Annotated in this window: 17 protein-coding genes; 9 read left to right on the top strand and 8 right to left on the bottom strand. The window is 34.2% G+C overall.

All coding sequences use genetic code 11. The features are described 5' to 3' along the window. Positions 1 to 19 precede the first annotated feature (19 nt). Positions 20 to 1,066, bottom strand: coding sequence for an efflux RND transporter periplasmic adaptor subunit (locus tag AC13DP_RS19585; RefSeq protein WP_347406790.1), 1,047 nt, complete (start codon positions 1,064 to 1,066; stop codon positions 20 to 22). Positions 1,067 to 1,083: 17 nt separating this feature from the next. Further along, on the bottom strand, positions 1,084 to 1,677 hold the full coding sequence (locus AC13DP_RS19590; protein ID WP_013071067.1) for a TetR/AcrR family transcriptional regulator: 594 nt from the start codon (positions 1,675 to 1,677) through the stop codon (positions 1,084 to 1,086). 249 nt (positions 1,678 to 1,926) lie between these two features. Here AC13DP_RS19590 and AC13DP_RS19595 point away from each other — a divergent pair, with 249 nt between their 5' ends. Both AC13DP_RS19595 and AC13DP_RS19600 read left to right on the top strand, forming a co-directional pair. Then, positions 1,927 to 2,466: a glutathione peroxidase gene (locus AC13DP_RS19595; protein ID WP_228250136.1), complete on the top strand. Its 540-nt coding sequence runs from the start codon at positions 1,927 to 1,929 to the stop codon at positions 2,464 to 2,466. A gap of 138 nt (positions 2,467 to 2,604) precedes the next feature. After that, positions 2,605 to 3,129, top strand: coding sequence for an FEKKY domain-containing protein (locus AC13DP_RS19600; protein ID WP_347406791.1), 525 nt, complete (start codon positions 2,605 to 2,607; stop codon positions 3,127 to 3,129). 261 nt (positions 3,130 to 3,390) lie between these two features. On the opposite strand, the gene AC13DP_RS19605 is transcribed toward AC13DP_RS19600, so the two are convergent. The 6 genes from AC13DP_RS19605 to AC13DP_RS19630 form a co-directional block, all read right to left on the bottom strand. Further along, positions 3,391 to 3,834 (bottom strand): lipocalin-like domain-containing protein, encoded by a 444-nt coding sequence (locus AC13DP_RS19605; protein ID WP_347406792.1) that lies wholly within the window; start codon positions 3,832 to 3,834, stop codon positions 3,391 to 3,393. Between the two features lie 490 nt (positions 3,835 to 4,324). Continuing rightward, positions 4,325 to 4,714, bottom strand: a complete 390-nt coding sequence (locus tag AC13DP_RS19610) for a lysozyme inhibitor LprI family protein (protein ID WP_483068326.1) — start codon at positions 4,712 to 4,714, stop codon at positions 4,325 to 4,327. Between the two features lie 41 nt (positions 4,715 to 4,755). After that, positions 4,756 to 5,241, bottom strand: coding sequence for a glycosyl-4,4'-diaponeurosporenoate acyltransferase CrtO family protein (locus AC13DP_RS19615; RefSeq protein ID WP_483068327.1), 486 nt, complete (start codon positions 5,239 to 5,241; stop codon positions 4,756 to 4,758). 53 nt (positions 5,242 to 5,294) lie between these two features. Beyond that, positions 5,295 to 5,951, bottom strand: a complete 657-nt coding sequence (locus AC13DP_RS19620; protein ID WP_483068328.1) for a DUF2461 domain-containing protein — start codon at positions 5,949 to 5,951, stop codon at positions 5,295 to 5,297. Between the two features lie 310 nt (positions 5,952 to 6,261). Further along, the gene (locus AC13DP_RS19625; RefSeq protein WP_483068329.1) at positions 6,262 to 6,915 is read right to left on the bottom strand and encodes a hypothetical protein; all 654 of its coding nucleotides are present in this window, start codon (positions 6,913 to 6,915) and stop codon (positions 6,262 to 6,264) included. A 3-nt stretch (positions 6,916 to 6,918) separates the two neighbouring features. Beyond that, the gene (locus tag AC13DP_RS19630; protein ID WP_347406794.1) at positions 6,919 to 7,410 is read right to left on the bottom strand and encodes an RNA polymerase sigma factor; all 492 of its coding nucleotides are present in this window, start codon (positions 7,408 to 7,410) and stop codon (positions 6,919 to 6,921) included. Between the two features lie 429 nt (positions 7,411 to 7,839). On the opposite strand from AC13DP_RS19630, the gene AC13DP_RS19635 reads away from it, so the two are divergent. From AC13DP_RS19635 to AC13DP_RS19665, 7 genes are all read left to right on the top strand, one after another. Continuing rightward, positions 7,840 to 8,640: an alpha/beta hydrolase gene (locus tag AC13DP_RS19635; RefSeq protein WP_347406795.1), complete on the top strand. Its 801-nt coding sequence runs from the start codon at positions 7,840 to 7,842 to the stop codon at positions 8,638 to 8,640. 27 nt (positions 8,641 to 8,667) lie between these two features. Next, entirely contained in the window at positions 8,668 to 9,117 is a 450-nt protein-coding gene (locus tag AC13DP_RS19640; protein ID WP_013071077.1) for a PH domain-containing protein, read from the top strand. A 1,102-nt stretch (positions 9,118 to 10,219) separates the two neighbouring features. Then, positions 10,220 to 12,508, top strand: a complete 2,289-nt coding sequence (locus AC13DP_RS19645; protein WP_347406796.1) for a TonB-dependent receptor — start codon at positions 10,220 to 10,222, stop codon at positions 12,506 to 12,508. A 62-nt stretch (positions 12,509 to 12,570) separates the two neighbouring features. Next, positions 12,571 to 14,886 (top strand): glycoside hydrolase family 3 protein, encoded by a 2,316-nt coding sequence (locus tag AC13DP_RS19650; protein ID WP_347406797.1) that lies wholly within the window; start codon positions 12,571 to 12,573, stop codon positions 14,884 to 14,886. Between the two features lie 2 nt (positions 14,887 to 14,888). Further along, positions 14,889 to 15,770 (top strand): alpha/beta hydrolase, encoded by an 882-nt coding sequence (locus AC13DP_RS19655; protein ID WP_483068330.1) that lies wholly within the window; start codon positions 14,889 to 14,891, stop codon positions 15,768 to 15,770. Between the two features lie 6 nt (positions 15,771 to 15,776). Next, entirely contained in the window at positions 15,777 to 18,125 is a 2,349-nt protein-coding gene (locus tag AC13DP_RS19660; protein ID WP_347406799.1) for a beta-glucosidase family protein, read from the top strand. A gap of 30 nt (positions 18,126 to 18,155) precedes the next feature. Continuing rightward, positions 18,156 to 19,829, top strand: coding sequence for a sulfatase family protein (locus AC13DP_RS19665; protein ID WP_347406800.1), 1,674 nt, complete (start codon positions 18,156 to 18,158; stop codon positions 19,827 to 19,829). The last annotated feature ends 135 nt before the right edge of the window (positions 19,830 to 19,964 follow it).

A 19,964-nucleotide genomic window follows, 5' to 3' on the forward strand; every position in this document is an offset into this window, starting at 1 on the left:
TCTAAACTTATGTTTTGATTTATTGGGCAATTTTGATAGGTGTATTATCGGTTAGTTTATGATAACCTGAAGTAATGACTTGGTCTGAAGCACTCAAACCAGAAGTTATAGCAATACCATTGCTGTAGAGTTTTCCGGTGGTAACCAGTTTCCGTTTTGCTTTTCCATTTTCAGCAACAAAAACAAAATATTGATTTTTTTCAGTCACAGAAACTACGTTAACAGGGAGGATAATATCGGAGGTTTCAGAAGTATCACTTTCCTTAAAATCAATAAAAGCCGAACATGACATTCCGGGTTTGATCGACCTTTCTGGATTCTCCAAAAGAATTTGGGCGATATAAACGGGATTTTGCTGATTGGACTGAATAGAAATTTCAGCAACTTTTCCGAAGAAAAAATGATCTCCCAAAGCATCGATTTTTACCTTCGCACTATCTCCTTTTTTTAACTGGTTAATCTCGCCATCCGGGATTGGGATGGCCGCTTTTACATTATTTATATCCAGTAATTGAAAAACCGGTCTGCCGGGGCTGGCTAAATCTCCGGGTTCCATTATTTTCGCGCCAATATATCCGCTAAACGGCGCATATAATTTACTGTGTTTTACATTTTGGAATGTTGCATTTGCCGCTGCATTTGCCTGATTGTAATTAGATCGTGCTTCGATCATTTTAATCTCGGCAATACTTCCCTTTTGATATACTTCCTTGATACGCTCGTAATTTTCTTTGGCAAGATCGGCCTGGGCTTTTCGAGCTTCGTATTCTTCTTTATAAGCGGTAGCATCAACCTGTGCTAACAAGGCTCCTTTTTGGACAAAATCCCCCATTTCAGCGTTTAAAACTTCTATAGTTCCGCCGATCTGAAAACTAAGGTTTACCGTTTTATTGGCTATAATTTTGCCGGTAAAACCAACATTTTGGTTATTTTGATATTCCATTTGGTTACCAATTTCAATGGTTTTTACGACGATTGGCTTGATGGGTACAGATTTCTTTTCTTCGCCACAGCTAATGGCCAAAACAGAAAGAATTACTAACAATGCGGGACGAATGTTAAGCATAATGAAATATTAATAAATTAATGTTGAAGTGCTTTTATCATAAGTTGGTTAATCCATTCTAATTGATCAAACATATCTTTAGGGAAGCGCTGGTAAAGAAAAATTTCTTTTTCAAGACTATCGGTAACAGTCACCAGGGAGAAAGCCAAAAAATTAATGTCCTTTTTGGAAATCGACTTAATTTCCTGTTTTTCTACGGCCCATTGAATACACTTCTCGATGATACTAACCTCTTCAGCTCTAATGCCGTCTAAAAGTTGATATAAAAAAATAGCGTTCTCTTTTAGATCGGTTAATATGTAGGTATAGGTATTGGAAAGTGTTATTAAATGATCCAATTTTATATTTCTATAATTAGAAAGGTTTTTTTCGATACTAAATTCTTTTGATATATTATTAAAGGTTTTCTCAATTCTTCTATTGTATTCAGCTTTAACAAAAGCTTCAAAAACCTCATTTTTATTTTGAAAGTAATAATATAAAGTACTGCGTCCTTTATCTGATGCTTTAGCAATATGATTCATAGTCGCTTTCTTAAAACCGTATTTTTTAAATACGGTTTTAGAAGCTTCTATAATCTGCATTCGTACAAAATCTTCTTTTGATTCCATTTTTTTTCGACAAAAATAACGTTAGTGTCTAATTTTGGATAAAAATACTACTTTTGTCTAAACTGAATCTTTCTAAGTTGTTAATTTTTAGATATTAATTAAATACTTACTTTTACTCAATAATCGAGAATAGATTTACTGATCTGGTTTCTATAGCGATCAGGACGCCTCGAAATAAAAAGCAATTTTTAATAGATGCTCTGGGCCTGTTTTAAAATTGTTTAATATGTTGATTTTAAAATTATGATGATGAAAAAAATCCTTTTGGTGCTTGCGTTAATTTTTGGAACTACTCTAATAGCCCAAAACAATAAAACGATATATCAATTTAAAGTTGAAGATATTAATGGAGAAACATTCGATTTCAGTTCTCTAAAAGGTAAAAAGATAATGATCGTTAACACGGCAAGTAAATGTGGTTTTACACCGCAGTATGCCGAATTACAGCATATTTACGAACAATATAAGTATAAGGATTTTGTAATCGTAGGTTTCCCTTCCAACGATTTTGGAAATCAAGAGCCAGGCTCCAATGAGGATATCTCTGAATTCTGCCAGCAGAATTATGGAGTGGAATTTCCTATGATGGCAAAGATTAAAGTTAAGGGAGATGAAAAGCATCCATTGTATCAGTTTTTAACCGAGAAAGCTAAAAACGGATTTAAAGATTCTGAAGTGAAATGGAATTTCCAGAAATATTTAATCGATCAAAATGGTAGAGTAGTAGCCGTAAAGAATTCTAATGTACTTCCAAACGACTCTGAAATTGTAAATTGGATTCAGGAATAGTTTTTAACCAATACTATTTTACAAAATTAGGATATCCTAAGCTGACTATTTTATATGGATAAGCCAATATTGCAACATTCGGTTTATGCATTCGTATTTAAGGTATAAGTTTCACCTCGATCAAAATAGTTTGATATCATGAAAAAAATACTACTCGCCTTATTCTTTTTATGTTCTATTGCCGTCGAGGCAGAAACCAAAGAAATAATAGCTGAGGTTGTTTTTGAGAATGCAACTGATGTGACATTCTCTTCCGGAACATTTTTTATTACTGAATTGGATGAGGAAATTGAAATTACCTCTTTGGAAAACTTTAAAATTACACTTCCTAAAAAAGGCAAATATCAGTTTGGTTTTTATGCTGAAGAGTTTGTTAGCTATATTCTTTATCCTTCAAAAATAACTTCAAGAAAAAATATCATAAGGATACGATTAGAAAGTAAAATAAAATCTAATGCTGTATCCGGTGTTACTATCTATACAAATAATCCTGATATAGGAATGAATTTTGTTTATAACGGGATAAACAATAAGCCTATAGATTTTACGCGATTTACCGAGGAATACGGTGTAGGAATGATAAGTAAAAATTGTGTAGTAGATCCTTTAATGATGAAATATGTTACTGCGCATAATCAGATCTTAGTGCGAAGTTTGGAGTGACATGGAAAGATGATTTACCTGCAACCCCGTTTGGACTCCAAAAACAATGATACTAAGCAAGCAAAACTAAGATAAGACCTGTGATAATAGAACTTCAGATTTATCCGATAATAAGAATCCTGGGGTAATTAAATACAATCCTATAAGAACTACCTCATAAGCATGCGAGGAGGTAACTTAGCCTAATTCTCTACTTGCATTTATTTTGTAGTTATTTAGTTGAGGCTTCAATCCAGAAATAGACTTTATACGAATATGAAATTAGTTTATAGGTTCAAATTTTAATCTACAACCTTGATGGCAGGCGGGATAAGCAGGAATGAAAATAACATTAATGCCTTCATAATCAACCTCTTCTATAATAGTAGATGAGGTGCTGGCTATTCCTATCGTTCTATTGTTATTGTTGCAATCAAAATCCAAGTAAATCTCATCATTTTGGATCGAGTAGTTGCCTGTGTTGCACTGAGAAAAGCGCGTAGAGCTAAAAGTACCATCTTCATTAAAGGTATAACTGTAGGCATTTTCAGCGGGGCTCCATTGGCCGCGACCATCTCCATTGTCATTATAAACTTCAACTAATTTCCAGGATCCCACAATTCTATCAACTTCATACATTCCGTACTCTTCGTTATCACAACCGGATAAAACGAATAACCAACAAGAGCAAAATAATAACAAAAGATTTAGCTTAATCTTATTCATTAGTTCTATCAATTAGTTTTTTAATAATTTATAGGGGCTCATAATTTCTCAGATAAATTAGGTCCAAACCTTTTATCCGAAATATTAAGTAGGTAAGATATAAATCGTAAATTAAAAATTTATGATTTATATAACATAAGTAGGGCAAAACAAATATAATTAATTATCTCTATTATAGTAAGTTAAGTTTTTTATTTTTTAAAAAATTAACATTTATGTAATTTTAATTTTTGGCGTATAAAAAATAGAATATTTATAACATTATTCAATAATATCTGAAAAAAGTCATAGAAAATGAGTCAGCAAAACCTTTAAGTGAATTAGAATTCATACCGGCGAATATTTAATCATTCTATTTTGTGATTCGTTTTTGATGAAGAGTGTTCTAAATTTAAGATATGTATTCCTTTTTGCAGAGTTGTATAATTATCTTATCGTAATAAAAGAAAGAGGATTGATAGCCCTTTATTTTGCTTGTATGTTAGAAAAATCAAACTGATTTTACCGAACCTTGGCAAACATCACCTTCCTGAATTCCATTTAGCCACACTTTTAGTTTTTTGGTACGCTCCTCTGTAAGTTCTTTTAGATAAAGGGCTTTACACATAGGATAAGAAGAGCCATAATAAGATTTATCTTTTTTAGGAAATTTCATTTCTAATTCGGCATTCCTAAACTCAATCCAAATTCGTTGAGTACTTTTTAATTTGGATATAAACTGGGAATCTGACTTATATGTTCTTAGGATATTTTGATAAACATTGTTTAATTCTTTATCTGCTTCCGCAAATTCTGCGTAGGCCTCTTGATTTAATTCAGTTTGTGTTTGGGCAACAGCATTTAAGCTAAAACAGAATAATGCGATAAATACTAGTTTCATTTTATAAATGATTTAAAAATTAGTGTCATAATAATCAGGATTTATAGGCTTTTTTTAATGATTTTTAGCGGAATGCGTTGTAAAAAATGATCGATACGTCTTTTGTTTTCCTGCTGTAATAAAGAGGGATATAAGTTCATTAAAACATTCATAAACACAATCCATGCAGAGAAGATAAATTCTGCACGAAGCACTTTTAGTGTAGCAAAGAACATGACAAAGAAAAAACCAATAAAATGACTTATTTCAGCAAAGGTCATTTCTTGTCTTAAATCAATTAATTCTTTAGCTGTTGCTTTATTTTTTAGCTGTAGCTTAGGATTAAAAAATTTAAAGAACGTATTTTTTACAATCCATTTAAAAATACTTAAACCAATAAACTTGTTCACCTTTGTACTCCTTATACAGTTAATATTTGATAATTTTCCGTAAAATTCTGTTTTACTTAGAGCAAAATTTATAATCATGCCAACGATCCAGGAAATAAAACAAATTGAAATACTGAAAGTAAGATATTTTAAAGTCATTTAATTTTCTTCGCTAAATTTGGTCATGTATGCTGCTTAATTTTAATTATAGTTTATTCTACAGCCTTATTAAGAAAGTGATTAAAAGGCAGCAAACATTTATAGATTTCTATCAATTGTCTTTCTAGATCTTTTTGCTCCCAAAATTCGTTCTTAACGGGATGAATCATTGCGTAACTTTTATGTTTTAGCAATTCTATTTCCTCAAAATCTTTAGGGAAATCTTTTGGGGCACGCTTCAGTTTTTCGCCATAAATTTCAGGGAAATAAGACTGGAATTTGTCATTTTTAATGATGTCTTTAAAATCCTTGGTATGATCAAAAATATACTGTCGAATGGCTTTTAAATTTGGGGCATCTGGTTTGTAAATTCCTCCACCAACAAAGCAACGATCTGGTTCTATATGCATATAATATCCGGCATTCCCACTTTTACGACCATCTTTAGCAATATAGGCGCCAAAATTAGTTTTATAAGGGGCTTTGTTTTTAGAAAACCGCACATCCCTATAAATCCTAAACATGCACTTGTTGGGATCTTCTACGTTAATTTGAGGATCAATAGCCTTTAATTTAGACAAAAAATCATCCAGGAACATGACAAACTCATCCTTAGCTTCTTCATACCTCAATTTATTGTCATTAAACCAGTTTCTGTTATTGTTAATTTGCAGGTCGATTAAAAAATGAAAAATTTTTCCAAAATCCATTTTAGGTAAGGTTTTTTATGAGCTAAAGTTAGCACAATTTTTAGGTAAATCTTACATCAGCTATATTTCTTCCTCTTGCTATGTGGAAACATTTAAAGTGAAATTTAAAAACTTTTATGGTAGGAGTAATTTTATTTTAGAGATTGATAATTAACCTCTTAGATATTTTTTACTACTTGTTTTTCATTTACTCTTAGTTAGTCAAAAAGTAAACAGTTATTAATGGTGATTATACAAGTTGACTTTAATCAAGATGGATAGTTTAGCAGATTCGGATGTTAGTCACTTTTGATAATATATAATGTCATTATTATTTAAAATCTTCAATTTCTGATAAAAATGATTTAGCTTCATTAATTTGGCTACCATTAGCCTTTAATAACCAGTTCATGTAGTTTTTGTCTTTATTTTTAGCACTAAGTTTAGCTGAAAAAAACAAAGATATTAGTTGTAGTATCGCAGTAATCCCGGCAAATATCAAGACCTGCCGTAAAGAGATTATTTCTGTAACATCGAAATTTAAGATTGCCTTGATAGTAAATATTCCTATAAATGGACTAAAGGGTAATACAGCAGCAGCGATTTTTAAATTATAGATAACCGAAAGTTTTAATTTTGAAAGTTCTCGTTGCAATATGGTGATTGGTTGCTGGTAATCTAGACTCAGAATAATACGCAATTGATGAACTGAAGAAAATACAAAGGCAATGGCAAAAAACAGAATCACTATGCCTGAAAATACGAAATACCATGTTCCAAAATTTGAGATTATAAAAATTGTGGCATAGCAAATAATAAAACAACAAAATAATAAGGTGCTAACTGGTAGATAAAGAAGCTGTTTTATTTTCGATTTAGTGTGCTCCAATTTTAGTTCTTTTAAAATCTTTACATTTAAAGCTCTGGTAGCCTCTAATTTTTCTTCTTGTTGTTGCCACGCATTTCGTAATTGATCGATATCCATAACTTATTTTTTAAATTTCGTTTTTAGCTCTTTTTTAATTCGGTTTATTTTAGTTCCCACATTACTTTCTGAAATTCCTAGAACCATAGCAATTTCTTTATGGTTTTTTTGGTCTAAATACATAATCATTAAAGCTTTATGTAATGGCTTTAATTGTGCAATAAAATGATTTAGTTTTTTTAAATTTTCATCGTCCTCAACCTTATTTTCATCCTGAATATGAACAAATTTCTCTTTTAAAGGAACAAAGTATTTCTCTCTGGTCTTTATTTTTCGGTTGTAAGAAATCACCACGTTAAATGCTATCTTATATATCCAGGTGGTTATTTGTACACCGTAGTCAAACCTTTTATAGCTTTTTAAAAGATGAATAATAATTTCCTGGATCAGATCTTCTTGTTCTTCTGGATAATAACAATAAGCATTCACCACCTTAAAAATCAGGTTTTTGTTTTTCTCAATTATTACTGTAATGTCTTCTCTCGATGGTTTCATTACCTATGTTATCAGGTCTTTATATCATTAATCGTTTGTACTATTTAAAAATCACTCTTTTTTCAGAAAAAAATCAAATAAAATAAAATAAGCTTTGTGCTTTGTTAGCATTATAAAATACTTTCTTTACAAAGGATTTCAGATAAAAGCATATTTTACCTAAATTAGTTTAAGGTTTTAGCAAAATTCATCATCATGAAAAAAATAATCTTTGAACTGGCCTAGTTACTGGTTTATCAAGCCGCCAAAATAAATAGGAACTATCATCACAATTTTATTCCGCTCAGGATACTACTTATTTCTCAATATCCGGAATGGAAGATAAAAGAGATTCGTCACGGGTAATGATTAGTCCGATTAAATGGTTCCTTTTTAGGAGTAAATATGAGTCAATAAAAAAATAATCAGTAAGTAAAATTTTTCAAAAAAATGAAATTAAGATTAAGTGTTTTCTTTTTATTGTTGTCTTTACAACTACTAGCACAGCAATATCAGGAGGTTAAGGATATTCAATATTACGAGAGTCCAACTTCAGAATATATGAAACAACAATCCAAACTGGATATTCATTTCCCAAAAGATGAAGGAAAAAAATATCCTGTAATCGTTTGGTTTCATGGAGGGGGATTGACTGGAGGCGGAAAAGAAATTCAGCAGGAGTTAAAAAATAAAGAAATTGTAGTGGTAGGTGTAGGCTATCGCCTGGCGCCAAAAATTAAGGCTGAAGAAACTATAGATGATGCAAGCGCTGCCATTGCCTGGGTATTTAATAACATCGAAAAGTATCATGGAGATACTTCAAATATTTATATTTCAGGACATTCTGCTGGTGGATATCTGGCTTTAATGGCGGTAATGAATAAAGATAATTTGGCAAAATACGATATAGATGCCAATGATGTTGCCGGATTAATACCTTTTAGCGGTCATACCATTACTCATTTTACCATTAGAGATCAAAAAGGTATTCCCGGTACGCAGCCTATAGTAGACAAATGGGCACCCTTATTTTACGTAAGAAAGGATGCGCCACCAACTTTACTAATCACAGGAGATCGCGAATTAGAAATGTTGGGTCGCTATGAAGAGAACGCCTATTTTTACAGAATGATGAAAGTTGCCGGCCAAAAAGAAATAGAACTTTACGAAATGGATGGTTACGGGCATAACATGGTTTATCCTGCTTTACCATTATTGTTGAAATTTGTAAAAGAAAAATCCGACCAATAGCAAAAATCCAAATCCCCCTATTGAATTATGAAATTTAGAAGCCGAAAAGATGTTTTTTTTCTAGCAGTTATTTTTGGTTTTACAGCAATTGTATGTAGTGTTTTTGTATATCAGTTTTTATCTGAAAATACACGCAACCAGAATTTTATTGTTGGAGACATTTTACTTATACTAATAGCCGGACTTTTATTGTGGTTCAACTTTGGAACTGAATACGAACTTACCCCACATTATTTTAAATATAGAGGAGGGCCTTTAAAGGGAGAAATTCCATTAGAGAAAATTACCGAAATTGTAGAAGGTAAAACTGTATGGATAGGATTACGACCAGCTACGGCGAGAAAAGGATTAATCCTCAAATATGATATTTATAATGAAATTTATATAAGTCCGCTTACCAACGAGAGCTTTATCAAGAAAATTTTAGAATTCGATAGCCAGATTAAAGTAACTTCTATTAAAAAAGGAATGCCTTAAATTTTTAAATAACTACAAATCTAAGCTGGTACTCTAATTTCTTATTTAAGGACTAGTTTTTAGAAATCCATAGTTGATGGGGTTTCTGGCAATTGCAAAAGATTTTTAATTTCTCTCTCTTGGTACCATGATCTTTGATGGTATTGAAAGAACGGGAGGGGGAAGGACAGTTTAGCTTTCCGTATGCAATCATTCAATAAGGTCTTGCTAAAGAACAGGATCAAAACCTGTTATATTTTGACAACATCATTTTAATATAGAACTGCCAATAGCCTCTACGATAAAAGTTCTTGGAATCTTCATAAATGTGATTCGAATAAATTTAAGGAATTACACTTCCCTCATTTCCATATATTGATAAAATATAGAGTTCATAATTTATAAAATTTTAAAATTATAGGTTTTTTTAAGAAAGTTTCACTTTGAAACATTAGTAAATATCTGTAATATTGCTTCATATTGAATCAATGATGTGTCAGCTCGAAATCGTTATCATGAGGATTACAAGATTATGACGCAGTATTATTCCGCTTTATTGCCTGATAACGAAAGGGAGTCAATAGATGTATAACATAAAACCTTAATAATAATGTGAATAATGAAATCTCACATGGGGTTGCCCTTAGGTAGTTGCTCTAATTAATGATTATTTGTAAACATAAGATTGAACAGCAGATGGCTATGGAATCAAAACTGAATCACTTCATAGTCTAAGAGACCTAATCTTTGTTTTTAACATGTTAGACGGTTATTAGTTTAATATTATTGGTACTTACGGAGGAATATGGAAGGTATTCAAAAATAATATTTAGGGAATAGCCATGATTGAGATCAGTAAAAGACAAAATTCAATGATGCAGCATAAGTAAGACTTTTTGCTAACGTATTAAAGCAAGCTATATAACTTTAAAAAACAGGTTTCAAAAATTTATTCTCAATTCAAAAAGATGAAAAAAGCAGCACAGTATTTCCAAGAAGCAATTCTAAAAGAAGAAGCATCAACTTTAAATGCATAAAAACTGAAAAAACTAAAAGTAATTTTTTTCCATCTAAGGTTCATTTGCGATGGAAAAAAATTTAATTAATTCATAAAAGTTTCAAAATGAAGCAATATATCGACAAAAATTTTAAAAGAAGAAGGCTAAGCCTATTATTCGCAGGACTTTCTTTATGTGCCTCATCATCACTTTTTGCACAGGAAGAGGAAAATCAAAATTTAAAAGTACAGGATTCAGTTGCCTTACAACAGGAGTTGAAAGGAGACAACGAAGTTGATGGCAAGAAAAACGGCAGTGATAGGAATGTAATGCTAAACGCATCCAGTAACTCTGGTCCCAGAGATGTAAACATAGGTTTGCCGGGAAGTGTGGGAGGTATTACCATTCTCGAAAACGATTTACCTGTAGTTTATCTTTTTTGGCCAGAATTACCTAACAAAACCTGGAGGCAAAGTGTAAGTCTTCAAAGAACCGGACTTTTAAAAATGGATGAATTAGCCAGTACGATGGGCGATTTAGGTTTTGCCGTAAATTCGTATACACAAACCGGTACTGAAAAATTTCAAGTAAAAGGAAAACTTACAGGCAGCCATTTTGGATGGTTTCAGGGAGACTTGAATGTTTCAGGACCTATTTCTGATAATGGCTGGTCGTATACAGCTGGAGCGTTTGTAAACTTCGATCCCAGTACCTATGATTTAGGTTATAACAATTATGCCGACCAAACCAAAATTTTTAGAGCGGGTATCACCAAACGTTTTAAAGATGGTAAGGGAGAATTTAATATTTCTTATAAATATGCAGATTCTTACACCACTACCAATTATGCAGTTATAGAATACGGGCCTGATGGCGAAGCCAACGAAATAGATGATTTTAGAATTGGTCGCGATTCCTATATTGTAAGAGATGGTAAAGTACGTTTTAAAGATATTGATGGGGGTGATTATTATTGGGCATCAATGGATGGTAATGACAATACCAACACATCTCATAATGTAGACATCTTTGGTAATTACCTTATGGACAATGGCTGGAATTTTAAATATTCTACACGTTTACATTTAGCGAAAGCTTCCTTATTGAATATTATTCCACTAAGTATTCTTAATGCCAATGCGGAGGATGGATATACTATTGCCAGTACCGGAGAAGCCTATACAGGAGCTGTAGGTACTCAATTAGGAATGAATAGCCCGGAAATATCTACAACTGCCATTATGGGAAGATTCTCCATCAATAAAAAAATAGAAGATCACCATGTAACACTTGGTATTTTGGAGCAATATTATGATATAGATAATTATTTGTCTAATCGTTCCCTTTTCTTTCAAACAGTAGAAAATCAGCCACAACGATTAATCGGTCCCAATACAGATGAATATGGGTTTTACGGATATAATGGAGGTGCAGAATTTCACACTGGTATAGAAAACAAATTAGCGGTTTATGCTAGCGACGATTGGCAGGTAAACGACCGATTTAAATTAAATTACGGAATATTCTTTAGACATCATCATATTGACGGAGAATACTCCTTACAACAGAGAGGTATCGATTTTACTATTCAGGATGCAGAAAAAACACCTATTAATAAAAACTGGTTCAATATAGCCGGAAAGGTCAATGCTTCCTATAACTTAACCAATAAATTTGGTGTATTGGCCAACTTTCAATATACCGAGGAAAATGGTAGGTTAGAAAGATATTCTGCTGCTTTGAGTCCAAATACTACTACCAGCAAAAGTCCCTTAGGTGCTGCCGGTATATTTTATAATGGCGATTGGGTTAGCTTGGTATCGCAGGTTACCTACTTAACTAAAAACAATTATCTAAAGCGTTTCAATCTAGTAAACCCTCAGGATGATACCCAGCAACAACAAACCACCACGTATTACGATATTGAAACCTTAGGCTGGACTACAGATGTGGTGTTAACTCCGTTTAAAGGTTTCAGTTTTCACGGATTAGTAACCTTACAGGATCCAAAATATAAAGACTTTACATTTAATGCATTTGGTAACACATATGATTTTAGCGATAAAACCGTATTAGAAATTTCTAAAGTTTTAATCGAATTAGATCCAAGTTATACCTATAAAGACTGGAAAGTTTGGGCAAGCTTTAGATACTTCAGCGAGCAATATGCTAATATAAATAACGCCCTGACGTTCGCACCTAGATGGGAGAATTTTGGAGGTGTAAATTACAAATTCAACGATCATTTAAATTTTGGCCTTACGTTAGTAAACTTCTTAAACCAGGTAGGTGCCAAAGGAACCATTAACGGGGCCGAATTAATTGAAGATCCAGAACCGTATTACGGAAGATTATTAACCTCATCTTATATTCGTCCGTTTACCGCGCAACTTTCTGTAGGCTTTAATTTTTAAAAATCAATACCACCCAAAGCATCCACACCTGGATGCTTTGGGTCATTATAAATCACAGCATTATGAAAACAAAAACTTGTTTATTCCTAAGTTTAGCTTTAGGGATCCAAATAGGATTTTCACAAGAAGCTAAGGATATAAAAACCCTCACCAGTAAATCAGGAACCGTTTTAGGCTACAGTAAAAATTCTGGAGTTAAAATCATTAAAGACAACGGAGAATCTTTTAAAGATTTAAATAAGAATGGAAAATTAGATTCTTATGAAGATTGGCGGCTTCCTGTAGAAAAGCGGGCTAAAGATCTCGCTTCAAAAATGTCTGTTGAACAAATTGCCGGGTTAATGCTATACAGTAAACATCAATCCATTCCTGCCCGCGAAGGTGGTTTTGGTGCAGGAACCTATAACGGAAAGCCTTTTTCTAAAAGCGGAGCGAAAGCTTCAGCAATTTCAGATCAGCAAAAGCAATTTTTAAAAGATGATAATTTACGACACGTTTTACTTACTGCTGTTAAATCTCCGGAAGTTGCCGCTGAATGGAATAATAATGTACAGGCCTATGTAGAAAGTTTAGGTTTGGGAATTCCCGCCAATAATAGTTCAGATCCACGAAATACAGCTACAGTTACTTCAGAATTTAATGCCGGGGCAGGAGGAACGATCTCCCTATGGCCTGATGGCTTAGCTATGGGAGCGACCTTTGATCCAGAGTTGGTAAGACAATTTGGAGAGATAGCCGCTAAAGAATATCGTGCTTTAGGGATTACTACCGCACTTTCACCGCAAATAGATTTAGGAACCGAGCCACGCTGGTACCGTATCGCTTATGTATTTAGCGAATCGCCAGAACTAGTAAAAGCGATGGGGAAAGCCTATGTTGAAGGATTTCAGACTTCAGGTAAAAATACTGAAATCAACAGTGGTTGGGGATATGAAAGTGTAAATGCAATGGTTAAACACTGGCCGGGTGGTGGTCCGGAAGAAGGAGGCCGTGATGCTCACTGGGCGATGGGAAAATTTGCAGTTTATCCGGGAGATAATTTTAAAGACCATTTAAAACCTTTTACAGAAGGTGCTTTTAAATTGGATGGAGGTACTCAAAAAGCAGCTGCCGTTATGCCTTATTATACGATTAGTTTTGATCGGGATGATATTTATAACGAGAATGTAGGGAATGGTTTTAGTAAATATATGATTACTGAACTGCTTCGCGACAAATACGGTTACGACGGTGTGGTATGTACCGATTGGCTAATCACTGCCGATGAAGGAAAAACTCCGGGAACTTTTGCCGGAAAACCTTGGGGAACGGAAGCACTTAGTGTGGCTGAACGTCATTATAAAGTACTAAAATCAGGAGTAGACCAATTTGGTGGAAATAACGAAAAAGGTCCGGTTTTAGAAGCTTACCAAATGGGCGTTAAAGAACTTGGTGAAGACTATATGCGTAAGCGCTTTGAACGTTCTGCGGTACGTTTGCTGAAGAATATCTTTAGAACCGGATTATTTGAAAATCCATATTTAAATATTCAAGAAACCAAAGAAATCGTTGGTAATGCTGAATTTATGCAGGCTGGCTACGAAGCGCAGGTGAAATCTGTCGTAATGCTAAAAAATAAAGATCAGGTATTGCCGATTAAAGAAAAGAAAACCGTTTACATCCCTAAAATTTATACGCCGATTTCAACCGATTGGTGGGGTATTCCTACTCCGGCAACATTTGATTATCCGGTAGATTTAGAATTGATCAAAAAGTATTACAAGGTCACAAATAATCCAAAAGAGGCAGATTTTGCACTGGTTTTTGTGAGAAATCCACAAACTAAAGAAGCCGGTTATAGTGAAGTAGATCGTAAAGAAGGCGGTAATGGTTATGTGCCTATTTCTCTTCAATATGAAACCTATACCGCAACAACCGCCAGAGAAAAAAGTATTGCTGCCGGAGATCCTGTGATAGATCCAGAAATCACCAATCGTTCCTACAAAGGAAAATCGTCAACCTCTTCAAACATAATGGACTTAAGAACCATTGAAGATACCAAAATGTTGATGGGTGATAAACCGGTTATTGTTTCGGTAACAGCAAATAAACCGATGATTTTTAGTGAATTTGAATCTCAGGTAGAAGGAATTGTTCTCAACTTTGGGATTTCAACCCAGGCAGTAATGGATATTGTTTCGGGAAAACAAGAACCTTCAGGATTATTGCCTTTACAAATGCCAGCCAATATGGAAACGGTAGAAGCGCAACAAGAAGATGTGCCTTTCGATATGATTCCGTATCAAGATTCAGAAGGCAATACATATGATTTCGGTTTCGGTCTAGACTGGAATGGCGTCATTAAAGATAAAAGAACTTTAAAATTTAAAAAACAATAAAAATGAAAACTAAAATTATAGCTTTCTTGGGATTATTTATGGCTGTTTTTCAGTTATCTGCCCAAGATGAGGTGATCAAACTTTACGACGGAAAAGCGCTCGGTTCTGAAGATTGGAATTGGGAAGAAGCACAAAAATTTTCCGATTTATTTAAAACTGAAGTGGTGTATAATGTGACCGATCCTTCGTTATTGGTTTTTAAACCGGAAACTCCAAACGGAACAGCAATTATAATCGCTCCTGGCGGAGGTTTTCAAACCTTATCAATCAATCGGGAAGGTATCGATTTAGCTAAAGAATTAGCTTCTAAAGGGGTAACTGCGTTTGTGTTAAAATATCGTTTAGTACATTCTAAAACAGATTCTCCTGCAAAAGAATTAATGGAAAGTTTAAAAGATCGCGCTGATTTTGATGCGAAAAGAGCTAAAATCAAAAAATTGGCTGGGCAAGATATGCAAACTGCTTTAAAATATGTAAGAGATAATGCAGCTCAATTTAATATCGCTAAAAACAAGGTGGGAGTGATTGGATTTTCTGCCGGAGCTACTGTAGCTTTAGAAAGTGTGCTTAGAAGTACAAGTAAAGCAACACTTCCTAATTTCGCAGCTTCACTTTATGGAGGACCTAGCGACGATTTAATGGCTCAGGATATTCCCAAAGAAATTCCATTATTTATTGTCGCCGCCAGCGACGATCAGTTAAAACTAGCTCCAAAAAGTATTGCTCTTTATAATAAATGGCTAGCAGCCGGATATCCGGTAGAATTGCATATGTATGCCAAAGGCGGTCACGGGTTTGGAATGGGAACTCAAAATTTACCGGTAGATACTTGGTATAAGCGATATGAAGACTGGTTAACTCAATATAAATACCTCAATAAATAATAGTATATGAAAATGAACAAACTAAAGCTTTTAGCTTTTGTAGTATTAGGCTCTTTACAGCTGGCAAATGCTCAAAAAGCGCCTCAGTTAGGAAAAGCTTCTGTAGACGAAGTAATCCAGGCAATGACGCCGGAAGAAAAGGTAGAATTATTAGTGGGGCCCGGGATGCCTGGTTATGCAGGTTTGGTCCCTTTAGAGGGAGAGCCTGACGTACGTGTTTTAGGGCAAGCCGGAGGAAATGAAGAAGTGAAGCGTTTAGGGATTCCTAAGACCGTTTTTGCAGATGGTCCTGCCGGACTAAGAATTCAGCCAAAAAGACAAAACAATCCTAATACCTATTATGCCACTGCATTTCCTGTAGGAACTGCATTAGCCTCTTCTTGGAATACCGATTTAATTGAAGAAGTGGGAAAAGCGATGGGAGAAGAAGTAAAAGAGTATGGTGTAGATGTATTATTGGCTCCTGCGTTAAACATTCATAGAAATCCATTAAACGGAAGAAACTTTGAATATTATTCTGAAGATCCTCTAGTTTCCGGTAAAATAGCTTCTGCTTATATCAAAGGAATCCAGTCACACGATGTAGGTACTTCCGTAAAACATTTTGCAGCAAATAATCAAGAAACTAATCGTTTATCGGTTAACGCCCATATTAGCGAGCGTGCGATGCGGGAAATTTACTTACGTGGTTTCGAAATTGCCATAAAAGAAGCCAATCCGTGGACAGTGATGACTGCTTATAATAAAATTGATGGGACGTATGCTTCCGCTAATGAAGATTTGTTAATCAAGGTGTTAAGAGATGAGTGGGGCTATAAAGGAATGGTGATGACCGATTGGTTTGGCGGGTATTCGGGTTTCGCTGCTATTAATGAGAAAGGTAATGTAAGCGATGTTATAGCGCAAATGGAAGCCGGTAACGATTTATTGATGCCAGGAACAAAAGCCCAAAAAGAGGCTTTACTAAAAGCTATTAAAGAAGGTAAGGTAGATGAGGCGGCTATAGATAGAAACCTGCGTCATATTTTAAATTATATTTTAAAAACGCCAACGGTAGAAAACTATAAGTATAGCGATAATCCAGACTTAAAAGCACACGCTGAAGTAACGCGTAATGCCGCTACTGAAGGAATGGTGTTGTTGAAAAATGAAGAAAAAACTTTGCCTTATACCAATAAATCAGGTGCCGTTGCTCTTTTTGGAAATACTTCTTATGATTTTATTGCCGGAGGAACAGGAAGTGGTGATGTAAATGAAGCTTATACCGTTTCGTTACTGGAAGGATTAAAAAATGCCGGGTATAGCATCGATCAGGATTTAGAAAAAACCTACGTTCCTTTTGTAAAAGCAGCTACCGAAAAGGAAATGAAACGTCGTGCAGCAGAAGGGTTATTGGCCGCTGTACAACGTATTCCAGAGATGCCGCTGGCAAAAGAAATGGTAACAGAAAAAGCAGCATCTTCTGAAGTTGCCGTAATTACCATAGGTAGAAATGCCGGTGAGCAACACGATAGAAAAATAAATAATGATTTCTATTTAGGTCAGGATGAAATAAAAATGATCAATACCGTTAGTGATGCCTTTCATGCTGAAGGTAAAAAAGTGATTGTGATTTTAAATATTGGTGGCGTTATTGAAACCGCCAGCTGGAAAGATAAAGTTGATGCCGTTTTATTAGCTTGGCAACCTGGGCAAGAAGGAGGAAATTCTGTTGCCGATGTAATTTCTGGGGTTAAAAATCCTTCCGGAAAATTAACAATGACTTTTCCAATGGATTATAACAACGAGCCTTCTGCAGCTAACTTCCCAGGAGTTCCTGCTAACGATCCTAAAGAGGTATTTTACAAAGAAGGCATTTATGTTGGTTATCGTTATTTTAATACTTTTAATGTAAAACCCTCTTATGAATTTGGTTTTGGTGAGTCGTATACCACGTTTGAGTATTCAGATATAGCATTCAGCAATAACAATTTTAAAGATGAGATCAAAGTTTCAGTAAAAGTTACCAATACGGGAAATGTTGCCGGGAAAGAAGTAGTTCAGGTATATGTTTCTGCGCCTTCAAAAATGCTTGATAAACCTTCAGAAGAATTGCGAGCTTTTGGAAAAACTAAATTGCTCCAACCCGGAAAATCTCAGAAGTTAACATTCACTTTAAAGGCAAAAGATTTAGCTTCTTTTGTAGATGCTAAAAGTGCCTGGATTGCTGAAAAAGGAACCTATACCGTAAAAATTGGTGGCTCTTCTTTAGACATTAAAACTGCTAAAAATTTCAATTTAGCTAACGACATTACCGTAGAGAAAGTAAATAACACTTTTGATCTTGATGTAGATATGGAAACTCTGAAGAATTAAGATAAGTTATTCATTTAAATAAAATTATTTATGAAACTCATAAAAATTGTTTTTTATGTAATTGCAATTTTTCTAGCGGTTGCTTCTTGTAAAGAGAACAAAGAAGAAAGTCAGCAGGAAATTCAACAAAAAGAAACAAAAAAAAGACCAAATATTGTCTTCATTATTAGTGATGATCACGCTTATCAGGCCATTAGTGCATATGGCGGAAGATTGGCAGAAGTAGCACCCACACCTAATATCGATAGAATAGCTGATGATGGGATGTTGTTTAATCACGCCTTGGTCACAAATTCCATTTGCGGACCTTCAAGAGCCACTATAATGACTGGAAAATACGGTCACGAAAATGGGTTTGTGGATAATACGATAGGTAGTAAATTTGACTTTACTCAACAAACTTTTGGAGAGTTGTTGCAGGAGGCTGGCTATAAAACTGGGGTTTTAGGTAAACTACATTTAGGGCAAACCCCAACCAAAGGTTTTGATTATATCGATATTTTACCCGGGCAAGGTTCTTACTATAATCCCTTTTTTGTAAATAAAGAAGGGCAATACCAATTAGAAGGCTATGCTACAGATATTATCACCGAAAAAGCTATTAGCTGGATAGATTCCGTAAAATCGGATGACCAACCTTTTATGCTGTTCTTGGGTCATAAATCTCCGCACAGACCTTGGCAACCTGGTCCAGAAGAATTAGGGATGTACGAAGGTGTAGAAATTCCTGAGCCGGAGACCTTGTTTGATGATTACTCAGGCAATAGAAAAGTAGCATCTTTAAACTATATGTCTATCGCTGATGCGATGAAAATGGATCAGGATATTAAAATAACCGATAAGCCACAAGCTGGTTTTAACGAAGCTCAGCAAAAAATGTGGGATTCAATATATGGTCCTATTAATGAAGAGTTTAAGAAAGCAAACCTTAAAGGAGATGAGCTCACCCGATATAAATATCAGCGTTATATGCGAGATTACTTAGCATCTGTAGCCGGCGTAGATAAAAGTGTTGGTCATGTTTTAGATTACTTAAAAGAAGCTGGTTTAGATGAAAATACGATTGTGATTTACACTTCAGATCAAGGATTCTATCTAGGAGAACATGGCTGGTTTGATAAACGATGGATGTATAAAGAATCATTAAGAACTCCATTATTGGTTAAATGGCCTGGAGTAATAAAAGCAGGAACAGAAAATAACGAGCTGGTTTCGAATCTTGATTTTGCCGAAACTTTTCTGGATTTAGCGGAAACAAATATTCCTGATGATATGCAAGGAAGAAGTTTAGTACCTGTTTTAGAAGGGAATACTCCTGAAGACTGGAGAGATGCACATTATTATCACTATTACGAGCATCCTTCTGAACACGATGTAAGACGTCATTATGGAATTACTACAGATAAGTACAAATTAATTCATTTTTATTATGATATGGATGTTTGGGAACTGTATGATCTGGAGAAAGATCCTAGTGAGATGAATAATGTTTATGGTGATTCTGAATATGCAGAAGTTCAAAAAGAACTTCATAAAAAGCTCGAAGAATTACGCGTAAAGTATGAAGACAACGATATCTTAAACCAAAAGTTTATCGAAGAATATAAAGAAAAGGTGAAAAAAAATCCTCTAATTGAATATTGGAAATTATCCCCTGAAGAAAGACAGAGATTATTTCAGCGATATTCAAAAAATAAGAAATAATATTCCGTAAATTATAAAAAGTAAAACTACAGGTTTTTGCTTATATCTTTTTAATAAAGTTAGACTAAGCTATATGCAGTAATACATTAATTCCTCTGGGGATACCTTCAGGGGAATTATAGTTTATATCACGGA

The sequence above is a fragment of the Zunongwangia sp. L-65 genome (assembly GCF_056859415.1).

Bases quoted from the DNA above. Each gene is read 5' to 3' on its own strand.
- AC13DP_RS19585 (WP_347406790.1), bottom strand. From the start codon at position 1,066: ATGCTTAACATTCGTCCCGCATTGTTAGTAATTCTTTCTGTTTTGGCC.
- AC13DP_RS19590 (WP_013071067.1), bottom strand. From the start codon at position 1,677: ATGGAATCAAAAGAAGATTTTGTACGAATGCAGATTATAGAAGCTTCT.
- AC13DP_RS19595 (WP_228250136.1), top strand. From the start codon at position 1,927: ATGAAAAAAATCCTTTTGGTGCTTGCGTTAATTTTTGGAACTACTCTA.
- AC13DP_RS19600 (WP_347406791.1), top strand. From the start codon at position 2,605: ATGAAAAAAATACTACTCGCCTTATTCTTTTTATGTTCTATTGCCGTC.
- AC13DP_RS19605 (WP_347406792.1), bottom strand. From the start codon at position 3,834: ATGAATAAGATTAAGCTAAATCTTTTGTTATTATTTTGCTCTTGTTGG.
- AC13DP_RS19610 (WP_483068326.1), bottom strand. From the start codon at position 4,714: ATGAAACTAGTATTTATCGCATTATTCTGTTTTAGCTTAAATGCTGTT.
- AC13DP_RS19615 (WP_483068327.1), bottom strand. From the start codon at position 5,241: ATGACTTTAAAATATCTTACTTTCAGTATTTCAATTTGTTTTATTTCC.
- AC13DP_RS19620 (WP_483068328.1), bottom strand. From the start codon at position 5,951: ATGGATTTTGGAAAAATTTTTCATTTTTTAATCGACCTGCAAATTAAC.
- AC13DP_RS19625 (WP_483068329.1), bottom strand. From the start codon at position 6,915: ATGGATATCGATCAATTACGAAATGCGTGGCAACAACAAGAAGAAAAA.
- AC13DP_RS19630 (WP_347406794.1), bottom strand. From the start codon at position 7,410: ATGAAACCATCGAGAGAAGACATTACAGTAATAATTGAGAAAAACAAA.
- AC13DP_RS19635 (WP_347406795.1), top strand. From the start codon at position 7,840: ATGAAATTAAGATTAAGTGTTTTCTTTTTATTGTTGTCTTTACAACTA.
- AC13DP_RS19640 (WP_013071077.1), top strand. From the start codon at position 8,668: ATGAAATTTAGAAGCCGAAAAGATGTTTTTTTTCTAGCAGTTATTTTT.
- AC13DP_RS19645 (WP_347406796.1), top strand. From the start codon at position 10,220: ATGAAGCAATATATCGACAAAAATTTTAAAAGAAGAAGGCTAAGCCTA.
- AC13DP_RS19650 (WP_347406797.1), top strand. From the start codon at position 12,571: ATGAAAACAAAAACTTGTTTATTCCTAAGTTTAGCTTTAGGGATCCAA.
- AC13DP_RS19655 (WP_483068330.1), top strand. From the start codon at position 14,889: ATGAAAACTAAAATTATAGCTTTCTTGGGATTATTTATGGCTGTTTTT.
- AC13DP_RS19660 (WP_347406799.1), top strand. From the start codon at position 15,777: ATGAAAATGAACAAACTAAAGCTTTTAGCTTTTGTAGTATTAGGCTCT.
- AC13DP_RS19665 (WP_347406800.1), top strand. From the start codon at position 18,156: ATGAAACTCATAAAAATTGTTTTTTATGTAATTGCAATTTTTCTAGCG.